This is a genomic window from Paenibacillus pabuli, from assembly GCF_039831995.1.
GTDB classification, from domain to species: domain Bacteria; phylum Bacillota; class Bacilli; order Paenibacillales; family Paenibacillaceae; genus Paenibacillus; species Paenibacillus pabuli_C.
Genome location: NZ_JBDOIO010000003.1, coordinates 3,174,257 through 3,190,602, shown reverse-complemented (window position 1 = coordinate 3,190,602; position 16,346 = coordinate 3,174,257). Strand labels below are relative to the sequence as shown.

Below are 16,346 nucleotides of genomic sequence, written 5' to 3'. Positions count from 1 at the left end.
GCTCATTCTCATCTTCCTTCTCCTACCTGCAAACAATCCAACCTAACACCCGAATAAGCCCTCTTGTCCGGTTTCAACCAAACAAGGGGGCTTACTGCTTCACCTTTGCTATACTCTTCTTCGGAATTTACCCGTATAGGGAATGGTGATCTTGATGTTCAGGTTCTGAATGGAGTCTTCCGTCAGGATCATCTTGGAACCATTGTTCGATAGCTTACGCCACAGACCTGGATTCTTACGGTACAGCTTCTCCTGAAGTCCATACACATCGACTCCGCGCCGCAGCCCTTCACGGTACGTTTGCAAGATTTGTTTCCGTAACGTCTTCTCGCTAAACTGGACCATTTCATCATAGGAAATGGGGGTGAGATATTCGTACAAGGCGGTCAGGTACTTCGCATCGATATTGAAGTGAACGTCATTCCCCTTAACAACAGGCTTGATCTTAAGGTTGGGCAGGCCCACACTGAGGACCCCATAGATGGTTCCATCCTTCTCAATCATCAATGGTGCACGCCGCATATCCTTGAGCAGCCAGTGGTATCCTGGAAGCTTACTGCGAGACAAATATTCGAAATTAACCCCGGTTCGTTCGAAAAAGGCACCCTCAATGACAAACAGTTCATGTTTCTTTTTGTTCTGCGACCAATGCTCCTTGTTCAGGGCAATACTCGGCAGATAGGTTGTCGTGGACGGATCGTTATGGGTGGCAATGAGCTTGAAACTAAGCACCGGAGGAAAGAGCGACTCCTCCAAAAATGTAGGGAGTGGATTATGAAGAATGCTGTCCAGCGGCGACATGTTGTAGATGGATGTCGCGCTCAGAATATCCTCCAGCGGTTCACGAGTACCATACACCCAAGTCGTATATCTGGATTCCGGGAAGCGTCCGAGCATATCAAACACACCCTTGATATGATTGCTTGTCAGAATGCTTTCGGCCATAACGATTGCCGTCACATGACCCCAGGCAATATGGAGTTGGGCACTGCGGAACAGTTCATTTATAGCCAGGTTCAATGTTTTGCCCGTTGCATGTCCAACCCATATGGGAGGGGGTTCCTCATTTTTGGTCGAGCTCTCACTCTTGGCTACACTGGCAAAGTCCATGGTCTGAACGTACACGTGATACATCCCGTCTTTATAATCGACGCCGATCGCTTTGGCATAGTCAACCTGCTGAATCTCATAGGCACTCCAGCAACCGCTGGTCACTAGACACAGAACAAGGCTTAGTAGTCCTAACGACCACCTTCGCATATGCCGTTTCATCGATCGTTACCTTCTTTGCGCGGCTTTTGCGTTTCAAGATAGACGGGTCTGCGTTTCATCCAACCCTTCGGGAGCTTGAACAGAGAAGCCAGGGCCTGTTTGAAATTAAGCGGTGTCAGTGGTGTCAGGTAAGGAATGCCGAATGACTTGAGATCGGTCAGATAGATCAGGAACAGGATAATGGACAGAATGAACCCGTATATGCCAAGGGAAGCTCCAAGTACATAACAGAAAAAGCGCAGAATCAGAACCGAACTGGTCATCACCTGATTCACGATGGTTGCCCCGGCGACTACCGTTACGGCAATGACGACAATCATGAGCGGAGAGACCATTCCCGCCCGAATGGCTGAATCCCCGATAATCAAACCACCAACAACGGTCAGCGTCTGACCAATGGCGCTGGGAAGCCGTACTCCTGCTTCCCGGAACAACTCCATCAGAAGCATAATGAGAAACATCTCCACACCCGATTCCATCGGCAGACCCATCCGTCCAACCGAGATCGTGGCAACAAGCGGAAACGGCAGCTGGTCCATATGAAATGAAGTCAGCGCGATATAGAAGCCAGGCAGGAATATGGTTACCAATAGTCCGATGAAGCGCAGCATGCGGCCCATATTCACCGAGAGGAACGGAAAACTGGCGTCCTCAGGTGATTTGAGAAGCAGAAACAGATTTACCGGACCGATGATGACACTGGGATTACCATCCACGATGAGAATGAAACGGCCATTCAACAGGCATTCTGCTGCAAAATCAGGTCGGCCCGTGTAATGGGTTAACGGAAACAATGTGAGCTTCGATGGAGATAACAATTCCTCCAGCTCGTTGGCTGTCATGATGCGTTCCGTATCAATCTTGCGCAGCCGATTCTGGACATCATTAATCAGTTCAGGGTTGGCAATATTTTTGATATACATCAGAGCTACTTTGGTCACTGAACGTGAACCGATTAATTCGATATTACAAGCCAGATCGGCTGTACGCAGACGTGTACGAATCAACGTAATATTGACGGACATCCGTTCGATAAAACCGTCTCTTGCTCCCCGGATGGACACTTCCGTTGTGGATTCCTCCGGCGTACGTGTAGGAATATTGGAGATATCCATGCTCCACATCACCTGCAGTGATGGTATGCAGATCAGCATATGACCTTCGAATACTCGGAGGGACATCAGTTTCGGACCGAATGCCTTGTCCTCTAGATCCATAAGGGTCCATTGCAGGGTAATGGATCTCTCAATATCCGATGTACGAAGGAAGTGAGTGCGCTCGTAAGCGCGCGTCAATTCGGGAAGAATAATATCATATATGGATTTGCTGTCGACCATACCGCTGCAATACACGATGACGATCTGTGCGGGAGACTCCCCGATCATATGGCTGCTGATGATGACATCGTCCGATCCGGCAAAGAACGTCGTCAAATTATGCTCATTGATTCGAAAAGGTTCAGCCGGATGAGGGACCTTTGTGGGCGTGGTTGTGATCGGCATGGGCAGGAGCCTCCTTGTCTTTTTTGTGTATGAATGCGGCAAGGGTCAACAGGACAGTGACAACAGATACATAAGCGAGCATCACGGGAAACTGAATGCGGTTCACATAATAATCGACGTAATCAATTCGCCACCACTGTATAGCTACGAAGCACATAATGAATGTGACTGACAATACAGCAATGTATCTCTTCCTGGGCCTGCGAAAATCAAGCAGATCCACAATGAGATAGATGGAGATGGCGACTCTGGCAAATGAACCGCTCAGCCATTGATAGATGGATAGGAAGTCCACGTGCTGGAGCAATTTTCCGATATTCACCAGCTTCCATTGTTCATAGGGGCTATTCCGCTGCTTGGCTGCTTCCTCCGGACCGAATTCAACAATAGCTCCCAGCGTGGGGCCAGCCGCCATACTAAGCATGAATAGTCCAAGCAGCAGAAGATGCCACCAGCGGATTTTGCCTTTGACATCGTGCTGAAACAGCATCAATATCCAGATCTCCATTAGTCCGGCGAGTGAATAGATCATACCTTTCAGGACGGGACCGGCACCGTATTCCATGATCGGGAACAGCTGGCCGTAGTCCTTGTATTTCATGTTGGCTGACATCACAAAATATCCGAGCAGGATCACGAAAGGGAGCAGGATACTTGATGTCATCGCAATGGACCGGATCCCTTTGGCGGCCGCCCAGGCGGCAACCAACGCTCCGCATCCTGCTAGCACATATGGCGGGGTGAATTGCAGATAAGTGGATACCGTCCAGTTCGTGGTCTCATATAAGGTATGTGTCCCAAGTGCAAGCAGCAGAAGAGAGGCCGAAATACGGAAGATCCAGGAAGGTACAGCACCGAATTCCCGCGTGATCCAGTCGGTCAGGCGCTGACCCCTTACCCGGCGAATGATGACGAACATCATACATAGAAAAAGCATGAAGAAAGGTGCAGCCGCCGCTACAGATAGCCAGCCGTCTCTGCCAGCCTTGTCCAGAATCGCCGGAATAGATAAAACATGGCATACCAGTCCGGCACTGAGCAAGATGATCGAAAAGGACAGCCATATCGTGATTTCTCCCTTTTCACGGCTCATGGGAATCCTCCTTTCCGTACGAGGAAGTTTCCGTTAGCTTGTACAGCGTGTGGTGTTTCGATTCCTCTAATCTGCTTTTTGTAGCAAAACGTTCCATTGCATAGCGATCGGACAATTTTTGTCTCCATTTCCGAAGCGTTTGCCGTAACGCTGTGCATTTTCTCCGTTAGAACGGACATAAATTTCCTGCTCCGCATCTGCAAAAAATGTCCCTACTGTGCCTGTCGCCCAAGGTATACCGTTAAGGTACATCGCAGACAAGAGGAGGATGATGCGAATGAACTGGTGGTCTTCAAACCGGCTTCGCCTGATTCAAAATAATCTTCGCGAGATTGATGCGGACATGAATGTGGACCTGTTGATGAAGGAGCTGCAGGAGTTCCAAACCAATGTGCTGATGATGAATGCGGGAGGAATCTTCGCCTTTTATCCATCTGCACTGGAGCATCAATATGTCACGCCTTATCTTCAGACCGATCTACTGCAAGAGGCTGTATCGAAGACCCATGAGCATGGAATGAAGTTTATTGCCCGCTTTGATTTCAGCAAGGCACACGAATCACTCTTTGAGACCCATCCGGAATGGTTTTATCGTGACCGTAACGGGCAGGAAGTGAACTATTACGGAATTGTGCATACGTGTCTGAATGGGGAGTATCAGCAGGAAAAGTCGATTGAGACAATTACGGAAGTGCTTGAGAAGTATCCGGTGGACGGCATTTTCTTCAATATGTTCGGGTACCAGCATTGGGATTACAGCGGTAACCATTATGGACCTTGTTATTGCAACAGCTGCAGGCGGCGTTTCCAGGAGATCTGCGGGGCCGAACTGCTGGACTATATGGGTCCGGAGCATGAACTGCATAGAGCGTATCTTCATTTTCAGGAGGTAACATCAAGGGCAATCCTGGATACCATTGTAGACCGGGTGAAGTCCCGTTGGCCGGATGTGGCCATTAGCACCTATCACCCGCACAGGGTTGATATCATTCGCAAGGAATCGAACACATCGCTAACCCGCAGCTTGCCTTTATGGCTGTATTCCGCCTCAGAGAACGTAGCCTCTGTAGTGAGCAGTTGGGACGATAAATGGGTCAGCAATTGCAGCATCAATGCCATAGATCTGACCTATCGATTCACCGGAGTCTCACCCTATGAGACGGAAGTCAGGTTATACCAAAACATCGCCAATGGCTCCGGACTCGATTTCTGTATTATAGGGGCGTTCGAGGGATATCCGGATCGGAAGAACTTTGGGGTAGCCCAGAACATTTTCCGATATCATGCAGCACATGAACATATCTATGGAAATCTGGCTTCCATGGCTGAGGTCATTTTGATTAAACCCAAGGCAGCAGAGGCAGGGACCGAATATCTGGGTCTGTTCAAAATGTTAAAAGAAGCCCATGTGCTGTTCGATGTCATCGTAGAAGACCAGATTACAGCCATGGCACATAAGCTGGCCGCAGTGAAGGTGATCATCTTACCTGGTCTGCAAAGGCCCCAAGCCAATACCAAGGAAACGCTGATCGAATTGCTCAAGCAAGGCGTAGCTCTGCTAGCCACGGGAAATGCCTTAAGAGAGGATGCAGATGCATTATCAGAGTGGTTTGGTGCTGTGCATACAGGAAATACCGACATGCTTCCCTCTGCCTACCTTCACGTGGCGGATGTTGATCGTTTTCCCAGTCTGAAGGACCGGGAATGGATCACGGTTAGCGGTGGGTTCGCTCACGTACAATTCGACCCCTCACGTGTGGAGTGCAGTATGCCGTATATTGAACCTGCATCGTTCGGTCCGCCTGAACGGGCGTATGGACATCAGGTGGGGGACAGTTACGGGCTGGGAATCTCGACTCCGGCAACCGGCGGTACAGCAGCTTATTACACATGGAATCCAGGCGTACTTTATTACAAACACGGTTTCGAAGATCACAAACATGCCGTGTTGGACATTTTGGCCCGGTTGACGGGTGAGAATGTGGTGAAGAACGATCTACCTGCCAGTACGGAGTTATTTCTGAATCGGACGGAACAAGGCCATGTGCTCGTCCAGCTCCTGAACTTGTCCGGTTTCAACGGAACGACATACATGGAAGCGATACCGATATACAATCGTACGATTGAGGTTCGCGATATAGGGGTACCTGTTCGGGCGTACTCATTATGTTCCACTGAGACTCTTCCCATTCAAGTCGAGGGGAACAACGTGAGACTAAGCATTCCTAGCCTGAAACGTTATGAAGCCATTGTAATCGAGATGGATCATGGCCTGAAGAAAGAGGTGATATAAACCGATGAAACCCCAGATAACGACGGTGAACCGTGCGACAGGTAAGCTGCAATCGGGCAGCCTTCTGTCACGTATGTACAAACACCGGATGATCTATTTGCTTATTTTGCCGGGGCTCCTCTATTTCCTGCTGTTCAAGATCGTGCCTCTCTGGGGACTGCTGCTGGCTTTTCAGGATTACAATCCGTTCCTCGGGTTTACGGGAAGTGAATGGGTGGGATTCAAGCATTTTAATGAGCTGTTTGCCAGCTCCAACTTCTACATCATGCTGCGTAATACGCTGGCCATTAATCTGATTGCGCTGGTATTCCATTTCCCGCTGCCGATTCTGCTGGCTCTAATGTTGAACGAAATTCGGCATGAGACGTTTAAACGCATCAATCAGTCGATTGTGTATTTACCGCACTTTCTGTCATGGGTCGTCGTTGCCAGTATGACGTTTTTCCTGCTCTCGACGGACGTGGGCATCGTGAACAAGCTGATTGCACAGAGTGGCAAGGATACCATCTCATTTCTATCGGAACCCAATTATTTCTGGGGGCTCCTTACAGCTCAGAGCATGTGGAAGGAAGCCGGCTGGGGAACAATTATTTTCCTCGCAGCTATGGCTGGAGTGGACCCTCAGCGGTATGAGGCAGCCGTTGTCGACGGAGCGGGACGGTTCCGGCAAATTTGGCATATTACGCTGCCTGCCATCCGCCCGACCATTATCATTTTGCTGATCCTTCGCCTCGGCAGTATGGCCGATACGGGATTTGAACAAATTTTGCTAATGATGAATCCGTTGGTTCGTTCGGTCGGCGAGGTGTTTGATACGTATTCCTATACGTATGGGATATTGCAAGGCAAGATCAGCATTGGAGTTACTGTAGGGCTGTTCAAGGGGCTGGTTGGACTATTCCTGATTGTGGCGGCCAACAAAATTGTGAGAAGACTTGGACATGAAGGCATTTATTAAACCCGGAGGGTTGTTGTCTGTCAGAAAGGAGGATAGGTTATGAGCTTTGTTGTACAGAAAAAAGGGCTCACGCTCTTCGACTGGATCAATTACAGTCTGGTTGCTTTAATCTCGCTGGCATGCATATTCCCGTTTCTGTATGTCTTCAGCGTTTCGTTTACCGATCCGAAGGTATATGTGCCGCTCAAGTTTTATCTGTTCCCGGAGAAATGGTCGCTGGAATCCTACCGGTATATCTTATCAACCAACAGTTTTATCAATGCGTTTAAAAGCACGTTGTTTATTACGATTGTAGGCACCATACTGAATATTATCGTATCCTTCACCATGGCTTATGGATTAACCAAACGATCTCTGCCCGGGCATAAGTGGATTATGGGATTGGTTATTTTCACATTGGTGTTCAGTGCGGGGATTATCCCGAATTACTTGCTCGTGAAGGAGCTGGGACTGCTGAACTCCTATTGGTCCATGATTTTGCCTGGACTGACGAATGCCTGGAGCCTGATTGTGATCAAAAGTTTTCTGGAATCGCTTCCTTCGGAACTGGAGGACGCGGCGCAGATCGATGGATGCAGTGATCTCACAGCATTTTTCCGGATTATTGTACCGTTATCCATGCCGGCAATCGCCACGTTTACCCTATTTTTCGCGGTAGGACACTGGAATGCGTATTTCAATGCATTGATCTACTTATCCGATTCAAGCAAATGGACGCTGCAGCTGCTCATCAAGACGCTCGTCATCGATTCGAATTCCGTCGCCGTAGCTCAGGCCGGGGCTAGTGATGAGAGCGTGGTACCGCAGGAGACCATTCGTATGGCGTCGATTGTACTCGCCATGGTGCCGATCCTGATCGTGTATCCATTTTTGCAGAAGCATTTTGCCAAAGGTGTCATGATTGGATCTGTCAAAGGTTGAACGCAACTGAAGTGGAATAGTGCTTTATGTATAAATGCAAACGCTTACTATATTTCTGACGATAAGGGAGATGAAGGCGAATGAACAAGAGGAATAAACGATGGACGACCTGGCTCTGCATGCTGCTGGCAGTAACCTTGCTGGCTGGCTGTGCGGGGAACAGTGGTTCAGGTGAGACGGCAGGCAGCACAAATAGCGGAGAGTCAGGTGGAGATCAGCCGCTGGATATCAAGATGTTTGCCGGCCTGTACAATGAAATTCCCGATATGAACAACGAATACTGGACCGAATGGGAGAAGCGCACTAACACCAAACTCGATATTGAATGGGTGCCTTCAGGCGATCTGGATACGAAACTGGATCTGCTGCTTGCCTCTGGTGATCTGCCAGAAGTAGTGGCCTACCAGAATCAGATTCGCCCAACGCTAATTACCGCCATCAAGAACGGTGCGTTCTGGGACCTGGCTCCATTTCTCGGAGATCTTAGTGAATATCCGAACCTGAAGGAGAATTTGGCGCCAGATGCGCTCAAATACCTGTCTGTGGATGGAGGCATTTACGCCGTTCCACGCTCTCGTTCCCGAGTTGATGGCGGACTGAAAATTCGGGAGGATTGGCTGAAGCAGTTGAATCTGCCGATTCCCAAGACGTTTGAGGAATATAGAGAAGCCCTGAAGAAAATTGTGGACAGTGATATGGACGGCAATGGCAAAAAAGATACGGTCGGCTTGTTATTCATCAACAATCCACCAGCCATGTTCCAGGCGGGTTTTGGGGCGTATAACCCGACCTACGATAACGATGGCGGGCTCATGAGCCCTGGCTTAACACCGCAATATGTAGAGATGGTCGAATGGTTCCGGGAACTGTATGCAGATGGGCTGTTGTCCAAGGAGTACGCCGTCATGAAGGAAAGTCAGGCCGAAGAACTGTTCAAGACCAACCGGGCCGCTTCTTACGGACGTCCAATCTGGTGGGATCATGAATGGGAACAGGCGATGAAAAAATCCGGGCAGCCTGACGCCAAAATATTGAACTTGTCTCTGACGGGTCCACATGGCGATGCAGCAGTCGGTCTGGAGACCGGAGTTGCGGGTGGATTTTACATTTCCAAGAAGGTGCCTGAGGAAAAGGTGAAGCAGCTCCTGAAGTATTTTGACATGACCGCTTCCCAGGAGATGACGGACTTTGCCTATTATGGAATCGAAGGTACGCACTATACAGAGAAGGATGGACAGAAGGTACTGACGGAGCAAGGCGTCAAGGAAGTGAACACAACGAGCAAAGGGGCAGGGGTGCTCGCCTATGCCAAGTGGGGCAAAGTCATTAGTGCTTCTGGAGACAAAGCCTATAATGACGCCAAAATCAAGGAAGTCGAGAATTTCGACGAAATTGGAAAGATCGACTTTTACCGGGTGATTACCTCGGAAGCCTGGAGAGAGACGTGGCCCAAATACGGAGACGAGTACAGTTCCATGATGACCAAAACGATTGTTGGGCAGATCAGTGTAGAAGAATTCAGAGCCTATGTAGACAAGTTGAACAACCAGCCGGACATGAAGCAGGCCTATCAGGAAATGGCCAAAGCGTATGAGCAATTTAATCAACAATAACGATGTAAAGGAGAAGCGATGAAGACTCCCATACTGAGCGATAAGGAACATCGTCCCTGGTGGCAGCAGCCGCTGCGCATCATTCAACCCAACATGCAGGTGAAGGACACCGAGAAGATTGATCCAAAACGGCTTGCGGATCAGTTGCTTGAGATGGGTGCGAATGCCATGGTGTTTAACACCGGTGGAATCTATGCCTGGTATCCATCCCATGTGCCTCTTCATATCCACAATGAATACTTACCCCGCGGCAGCGACCTGCTGCGGGACATCATCCGGAGCTGTCATCAGCGGGGGATTCGCTTTATTGCCCGCTTTGATTTTAGCAAGGCAGAGGACTCCGTTTATTTGCAGAAACCCCAGTGGTTTGTCCGCAGGGAAGGTGGGCAGCCGGACATTATCGGTGCCACCCGCCCAGGGGCCTGGCCTCTTCTGATGTCGACCTGCATTAATGGAGGCTACCGCAACGAAGACCTGGCGGTTCCTGTAATCCGGGAGGCACTGGAACGTTATGAGATTGATGGTGTCTTCTTCAACGCACCCGGGTATGTATTTTGCCAATGCTCCAGTTGTCAGAAGAAATACAAGGGTATGTATGGAACAGAGCTGCCGAGTACTTCAGCTGAGATGGCTTCTGATTTTGCGGCCCGCTGCTTCGATGATAATCTGGGCCGGATGTATCGGGAGATTAAGGCTGTTCGGCCTGAAGTACCGATGATCCTCTACTATAATCTGCATCGGGATAATCTGGAGAAACGGGTGTCCATCACCGATATGCTCTGTACTGAACCACAGGATGTGTTGTCGCTGGGTCACACCCGTATCCCGGAGTTCTGGCAGCCTGCGCTCAGTATCAAGGTGGGACGGTCCGTTCCGGGTCGTCCGGACCCCTTCGGCATTGTGCACTCCTGCCCCGGCATGGACTGGCGACATACCGGGCTTCCACCTGCGGAATACCGGTTCTGGCTTTCACAGATTCCGGCCAATGGTGGTCAGCTCTGGCATTCATTAACCGGGATTCCGGATACGATTACCGACAAGCGAATTTTGCGAACCGTGACAGAGGTCAACAGGGATGCAGCGAAGATTGCTGCCTATATGGACGGGGCACAGCCAGTGAACCAGGTGGCGCTTATGTGGAGTGCCAATCGTTCAGCAGAAGGCTTGGCGGAGGCGCTTATCCATAAGCATATTCCATTTGATGTGATTTCACCTGAACAGGTGGCCAGCGTGAACCTGCATCACTATCCGGTTATTCTTTTGCCTGAAGGCTTTTCGCATGCATCCAATTTTACAGATTTGCTTCACGATTATGTGAGTCAAGGGGGCAGCATTATTGCAGAGGGGGAGCTGCCGAAGGTTGAAAACCAGGCCGATCCGGTGCTGACGAACCTATTTGGTATTTCCGGGGAAATGCAGGAGAGCGAGTATTTGGTTGCATCCTATCTGCGGTTTGAACAGGAATATCTTGCGGGCAATGAAGTGAATCCATTGCAGCGGAAGCTGGAGGAAACGGAACTCATACCGCATCGAGGCAAGGTCATCTACTGTCAGCCTATGGATGCGGATGTGCAGGTCCTGGCTACGTTAGTCCCTCCGTTCTCCCCATTGGAAAGTGTAGGGGCTCCTCCCGAACGAGCCTCACTGGCTGTAAAACAGACGGATCTTCCGCTGGCACTGTTAAGAACCTTTGGAACAGGGCAGACCCTATATTTCCCATTTTCACTTAGCAGCCTGATACAGGAATTTAAATTGGAGGAACATTTCCGATTGTTTGCCAATGCCGTTCATTTGCAGCTGAAACATAAAGCTCTGGTATCGATCACGGAAGCACCAGGATTACAGCTGACTGTTTTTCGCAAGAATAACGACCTGCTCCTTCATCTGGTGAACGGGGCCGGACGCAGACCGTTGTCAGCCGTACTCCCCATACATGATATTGAGATAACTGTTCATTCAGGGGAGGGCAGCCTTGCAGGAGAAGCTGAAGCGTTAATCGCAGGAAATACGCTGAAGACAGAACGGGCCGGAAGTGAACTGAAAATTAGTGTTCCCGCGCTGGACGTTTGGGAGTGTGTCCGGGTGCCTCTCTTGATATAATGAACCCGAACAGATTCAGGCGAAAATGAGCCTAAGGCAGCATACGGGGGTGATTCCATGAGGCGGGTAATGCACACCATCCAATCAGCGCTTGACCGCTGGTTCGCAACGAATGGTTATCTGAAAAGACTGATCTGGTTGGGCTGTATGTCGGTGGTCATCCCGGTGGTGCTTGCCGGAAGCGCGTACTATCATTTCTCGATGATCAAACTGACCGAACAATTCCAGGATAACAATATGGCCTCATTGAACTTGCTCAAAGACAGGGTGGAGAATATTCTGACCAATATTGAGCATGAATCGATGCAGCTCGCCAGTGGCCCGTTGATGCGAAATGCATTAGGCAGTGCTCATTATGAGAGCGATTACTTTCTCCACCTGGATCTGCTCGATCTGTTTCAACTTCACAAAAACACCAATAACCTCATCGAAGAAATGATCTATTATGATGCTAAAACGGATATGGTTCTGTCCCACTATTATGGATTGGTCTCGCTCGCAAATTACAAGGAGCAGCAGGACATGAAGGCTGCCCTCGAAGGCCAAACAGCAGCGGGCTGGAACTATCTCCCCCAATCCGGAGAAGCGGGTTATATTTCCTATGTTAGACAAGTGCCTGTCATGGGCCAGGGAGACCCGCGTGGAGTGGTTATCCTCCAAGTGAAAGAACAGGAGCTGCGGAGCTTGCTGCGCAGCTATTCGGTTAGCCTGGAAGATCAGTCCCTCGCCATTCTTAATGCAGACCAGCATATTATTTTGCACACGGACGGTCCTGGAGAGATCGGCAAGAGTGCATCGGAGGATGATGTGCTGCAGCAAATTGCATATGCAGAAGGTAGAGAAAGGTCGGGCCATGAGGTATTGAAGGGTGAGCATGGGAATGAGCTTGTGGCATATACTTCGGCATCCATGGGGAGGACATATGTATCCCAGCTCCCTGAGCAGGAGATGATTGCCCAATTGAATTGGATCAAGGTGCTCATCCTGATCTCGGTGACCATTTTTGTGTTGGTAGGCATGCTGCTCACCTGGTTCAGTTCACGTCTGGCTTACAACCCCATTCAACAGTTGCTCCGGTATGGGGAACATTTGCGCAGGAACGGGCAGGAGTCAGCTCCGCATGGGAACGAAATTGAATATATCAGGTCTTCGCTCAGCTATCTTAATGAACAGACAGAGACCCTGAACCGGTATATAGAGGGCATACAGCCCGACCTGCGCGATCGTTTTCTGCAGAAGTTACTGCAATATAGCGGTTCATGGACCAGCAGCAGACTGGCTGAAGAATGTGCCAGACACGATATCCGGGCGGAGGGGCAATTTTTGGTGCTGGTGGTCAAAGTCGAAAATCTGGTCAAAAAGAAACGGTTTTTGCCCAGTGAAGGCCCTGTCATCGTATTTGCCTTGAGAAACGTCATGGATGAACTGCTCAGCCAAAACAAAGATCTGAACGGGTACGTCGTGGACAAAAATGACAGCGACTCGGTGGCGATCCTGCACTTCGATTCGGAGATTTCTCCGCGTGAAGCAAGGCAGAGGGTATGTAACTATGCAGAGGAGATCCACCACGCACTGGATCAGTACCTTTCCTTCTCGGCTACAGTGGGCGTAGGGCGTCCGGGTCAATTGGATGGGGTAGCCGAGTCCTTTCGGGAAGCACAGCTTGCCCTGCAATATCGGCTATTTGATGATGCCGAGAACGTTCTGTTTTATGAAGATATTCTGGCCACCCAGCGTAATCCGGTCTTCATGTATCCGCGGGAGATGGAAGAGGAGATTCTTGAATCGTTATGGAACGGAATGCTTACACATGCGGAGGATGCACTGCATCGGTTTTCCAAGAAAGTACGCGCCTCCGAATCCTATACGGTCATGATTCAGGGATATCACATGCTGCTGTCGGCCATTATCCAGTCCATGGAGACAAAGGGCCCCGGCATGCTTGAACGACTGGGGGGCAATCTGTTCGATCAGCTGCAGGAGAATCAGACATCGAAGGAAATGCACGACTGGTTTATCGGAGTACTGTTTCCACTATGCATCGAGGCCAGTCAGGATCTGCGCACCAATTCTTCCCGCCTGATCGTCCAGCGGGTCTGTGAGCATCTGAGCAGCCATCCCGAAGGAATGCAATCGCTATCGGATTGTGCAGAACTCGTGAATGTCAGTCCTTCCTATCTAAGCAGACTTTTCAAGAAGGAGATGGGGGTATCCTTTATCGAATACCTGATGAATCTGAAGGTGCAAAAAGCGAAGCAATTGCTGAAGGAAACGGACTGCACTATAACAGAAATTGCCGAACAGGTGGGATATTCGGAACGCAATCTAAATAGGGCCTTTCAGCGCTTTGTTCAGATGTCGCCCAATCAATATCGAATGTCGGTCCGCTAGATTTCATGCAAATGATAGACGGCGGCGTGCGAAAGCTATAACATACAGATATAGCGATCCAAGACAAGCACCTCACCAAACCATAGAGAAACAAGGAGGAAACCTACGATGACAAATACGACTAAGGCACCTGGAGAGACGAAAGTTGGCTTTATCGGTACAGGCGTTATGGGGAAAAGCATGGCAGGTCACATCCAGAAGGCGGGATACCCGCTGCATGTGTATACCCGCACAGCTGCCAAAGCGGAAGCATTGGTGAATGAAGGTGCCGTATGGCATGACACACCAGGCAAACTTGCGGCCGAGTGTGATGTCATCATCACCATGGTAGGATATCCGAAGGATGTAGAGGAGATTTATCTTGGCGAGGACGGTCTTGTGGCAAATGCCAAACCGGGTTCAACCCTGATTGATATGACGACATCCAGTCCCATGCTGGCTGCTCGCATATTTGGGGCAGCAGAAGCTAAAGGGCTGCATGCGCTTGACGCACCCGTGTCGGGTGGAGATATTGGTGCACGGGATGGTAAGTTGTCCATCATGGTCGGTGGTACTTCGGAAGCATTCGAAGCGGTACTTCCGCTGTTCGAATGTATGGGTACCAACATTGTATTGCAGGGCAAGGCTGGTTCAGGCCAGCATACCAAAATGTGTAACCAGATTGCCATTGCATCAGGCATGATGGGTGTATGCGAAGCACTCGCGTATGCCAAGAGTTCGGGGCTTGACGCGGAAAATGTGCTGAAGAGCATTGCTACCGGGGCAGCCGGAAGCTGGTCGCTTAGCAATCTCGGTCCGCGCATGATTGCAGGCGATTTCGAGCCTGGATTCTATGTGAAACATTTTATCAAAGACATGGGGATCGCCCTTGAATCGGCCAAAGCCATGGGCATGAAGACGCCAGGACTGGCACTGGCTGAATCCTTGTATCAGGAAATATCCAGGAATGGTCTGGATGAGAAGGGCACGCAGGTGCTCTATACGTACTATCTTCAAGCATAAATACATTTTGTGGTAAGCGGCAGCGTGTTCTTTTTCTTCAGTGGAAGGGAATACGCTGCTTTTTTAGAATTTTCACTGGATCGCATGTGTCTAAAGTCACAATATTGGTTAAATATTTTCGTATACTTTAGTTAATGTAAGAGAATTAGGCCTGATGACCTTTATTTTTACCCGTCTCTATCCGACATAAGTAATAGAAGTTTACATAATGGAAATACAAAAATGTTGTTATGTTGTTCAATCGTCGTAACCGATCCCCTGTAACTCACACTATATTTAGAACGGAGCTTGCCCATGTTCAAAAAAATCCTGTCTCTGTTCAAGACGCAGCCAGAGCTTGCGAGTTCAATTACGGCTTCCGCCCCGGCGATGCCGGCAACCGGCCCCGCACCTGCACGACTGGTGCGGAGCAGACGCAAATCCAAATCAAAATCCAAACACGAATCAGCATGGATCAGCGAGCCGGAAGAACCGACCACAGCAGAACGGCTGCATAGTCTCTCGGGACCATACAAAGTCCTGAATGATCTGCTCGTTCCCAATCCGAAATCCCGTTCAGGCTATTCACAGATTGATCATGTTGTTATTGGTCCACGGGGAATCTTCGTAATCGAGACCCGTAACCTGACAACAGGCGAGATTCGGGGGGGCCGCAGAGAAGCCAATTGGACGGTCAGTACCAGTCGAATCAAGATGTATAATCCTCTGATGCAGCATCGGGGTCATGTCGAGGCGGTTCATGCACACCTCGGAGATTACAAGCGAATCCGCCTGATTTCCATGGTGACCTTTACCAATCGCTGCCGGATCAGTGTCGATCCTGCGGTACGGTATGTGAATTCGGATGAACTGGTGATTTATGATCATGAATTGGTCGAAACCATTCTGCGTAAAACGGAAAAGCTTGAAGCAGAATTCCCTGAAACGTTGTTTAAAGAGCAGGATATTCAGGCTATTTATTCCCTGCTGTCGTCAGCCAATTGCACGGTGCCTCAGACCCGGGCAGAACATATCGAGAAGGCCAAGGGTATTAAATAGCATATAAATTGCAGACACTGTTGTCCTACGGGATGACAGTGTTTTTTGTACTTTTGTCGGAGGCGTCCGGTCATGACAGCTCACGGAGACAGGTACATCGTCGTATACACCCAGAATTTAACTTATGTTAGAATGTAGACCAATGCTTACCTGTGAATACGGC

General features: G+C 49.6%; 11 protein-coding genes. 8 read left to right on the top strand and 3 right to left on the bottom strand.

Features of this window, described 5'->3' with window-relative positions; genetic code table 11:
* Positions 1-108: 108 nt before the first annotated feature.
* Genes ABGV42_RS16530 through ABGV42_RS16520 form a run of 3 tightly spaced genes read right to left on the bottom strand, consistent with a single transcriptional unit; the run spans position 109 to position 3,867 of the window.
* Positions 109-1,272: a Ger(x)C family spore germination protein gene (locus tag ABGV42_RS16530; RefSeq protein ID WP_347382612.1), complete on the bottom strand. Its 1,164-nt coding sequence runs from the start codon at positions 1,270-1,272 to the stop codon at positions 109-111.
* A complete protein-coding gene (locus ABGV42_RS16525; RefSeq protein ID WP_347382611.1) occupies positions 1,269-2,774 on the bottom strand; it encodes a spore germination protein in 1,506 nt (501 codons plus the stop codon). Before ABGV42_RS16525 ends, ABGV42_RS16530 begins: the two co-directional genes overlap by 4 nt.
* Positions 2,731-3,867 (bottom strand): endospore germination permease, encoded by a 1,137-nt coding sequence (locus ABGV42_RS16520; RefSeq protein WP_347382610.1) that lies wholly within the window; start codon positions 3,865-3,867, stop codon positions 2,731-2,733. The genes ABGV42_RS16525 and ABGV42_RS16520 overlap by 44 nt, the downstream gene beginning before the upstream one ends.
* Before the next feature lie 277 nt (positions 3,868-4,144).
* On the opposite strand from ABGV42_RS16520, the gene ABGV42_RS16515 reads away from it, so the two are divergent.
* The 8 genes from ABGV42_RS16515 to ABGV42_RS16480 all read left to right on the top strand — a co-directional run bounded on the left by ABGV42_RS16515 (position 4,145) and on the right by ABGV42_RS16480 (position 16,183).
* Positions 4,145-6,160 (top strand): alpha-amylase family protein, encoded by a 2,016-nt coding sequence (locus tag ABGV42_RS16515; protein ID WP_347382609.1) that lies wholly within the window; start codon positions 4,145-4,147, stop codon positions 6,158-6,160.
* A gap of 4 nt (positions 6,161-6,164) precedes the next feature.
* Complete coding sequence (locus tag ABGV42_RS16510; protein ID WP_095288712.1) at positions 6,165-7,118, top strand: ABC transporter permease; 954 nt, start codon at positions 6,165-6,167, stop codon at positions 7,116-7,118.
* 39 nt (positions 7,119-7,157) lie between these two features.
* A complete protein-coding gene (locus ABGV42_RS16505; protein ID WP_347382608.1) occupies positions 7,158-8,039 on the top strand; it encodes a carbohydrate ABC transporter permease in 882 nt (293 codons plus the stop codon).
* Positions 8,040-8,119: 80 nt separating this feature from the next.
* Entirely contained in the window at positions 8,120-9,652 is a 1,533-nt protein-coding gene (locus tag ABGV42_RS16500) for an extracellular solute-binding protein (protein ID WP_347382607.1), read from the top strand.
* A gap of 18 nt (positions 9,653-9,670) precedes the next feature.
* Entirely contained in the window at positions 9,671-11,752 is a 2,082-nt protein-coding gene (locus ABGV42_RS16495) for an alpha-amylase family protein (RefSeq protein ID WP_347382606.1), read from the top strand.
* 57 nt (positions 11,753-11,809) lie between these two features.
* Positions 11,810-14,143, top strand: a complete 2,334-nt coding sequence (locus tag ABGV42_RS16490; RefSeq protein WP_347382605.1) for a helix-turn-helix domain-containing protein — start codon at positions 11,810-11,812, stop codon at positions 14,141-14,143.
* Between the two features lie 108 nt (positions 14,144-14,251).
* Positions 14,252-15,145, top strand: a complete 894-nt coding sequence (locus ABGV42_RS16485; RefSeq protein WP_347382604.1) for an NAD(P)-dependent oxidoreductase — start codon at positions 14,252-14,254, stop codon at positions 15,143-15,145.
* A 294-nt stretch (positions 15,146-15,439) separates the two neighbouring features.
* Positions 15,440-16,183: a nuclease-related domain-containing protein gene (locus tag ABGV42_RS16480; RefSeq protein WP_347382603.1), complete on the top strand. Its 744-nt coding sequence runs from the start codon at positions 15,440-15,442 to the stop codon at positions 16,181-16,183.
* The last annotated feature ends 163 nt before the right edge of the window (positions 16,184-16,346 follow it).

What these genes read in the sequence shown, in the direction of transcription:
- ABGV42_RS16485 (WP_347382604.1), top strand. Translation starts at nt 14,252, where the DNA reads ATGACAAATACGACTAAGGCACCTGGAGAGACGAAAGTTGGCTTTATC.
- ABGV42_RS16490 (WP_347382605.1), top strand. Translation starts at nt 11,810, where the DNA reads ATGAGGCGGGTAATGCACACCATCCAATCAGCGCTTGACCGCTGGTTC.
- ABGV42_RS16530 (WP_347382612.1), bottom strand. Translation starts at nt 1,272, where the DNA reads ATGAAACGGCATATGCGAAGGTGGTCGTTAGGACTACTAAGCCTTGTT.
- ABGV42_RS16520 (WP_347382610.1), bottom strand. Translation starts at nt 3,867, where the DNA reads ATGAGCCGTGAAAAGGGAGAAATCACGATATGGCTGTCCTTTTCGATC.
- ABGV42_RS16510 (WP_095288712.1), top strand. Translation starts at nt 6,165, where the DNA reads ATGAAACCCCAGATAACGACGGTGAACCGTGCGACAGGTAAGCTGCAA.
- ABGV42_RS16515 (WP_347382609.1), top strand. Translation starts at nt 4,145, where the DNA reads ATGAACTGGTGGTCTTCAAACCGGCTTCGCCTGATTCAAAATAATCTT.
- ABGV42_RS16505 (WP_347382608.1), top strand. Translation starts at nt 7,158, where the DNA reads ATGAGCTTTGTTGTACAGAAAAAAGGGCTCACGCTCTTCGACTGGATC.
- ABGV42_RS16525 (WP_347382611.1), bottom strand. Translation starts at nt 2,774, where the DNA reads ATGCCGATCACAACCACGCCCACAAAGGTCCCTCATCCGGCTGAACCT.
- ABGV42_RS16500 (WP_347382607.1), top strand. Translation starts at nt 8,120, where the DNA reads ATGAACAAGAGGAATAAACGATGGACGACCTGGCTCTGCATGCTGCTG.
- ABGV42_RS16495 (WP_347382606.1), top strand. Translation starts at nt 9,671, where the DNA reads ATGAAGACTCCCATACTGAGCGATAAGGAACATCGTCCCTGGTGGCAG.
- ABGV42_RS16480 (WP_347382603.1), top strand. Translation starts at nt 15,440, where the DNA reads ATGTTCAAAAAAATCCTGTCTCTGTTCAAGACGCAGCCAGAGCTTGCG.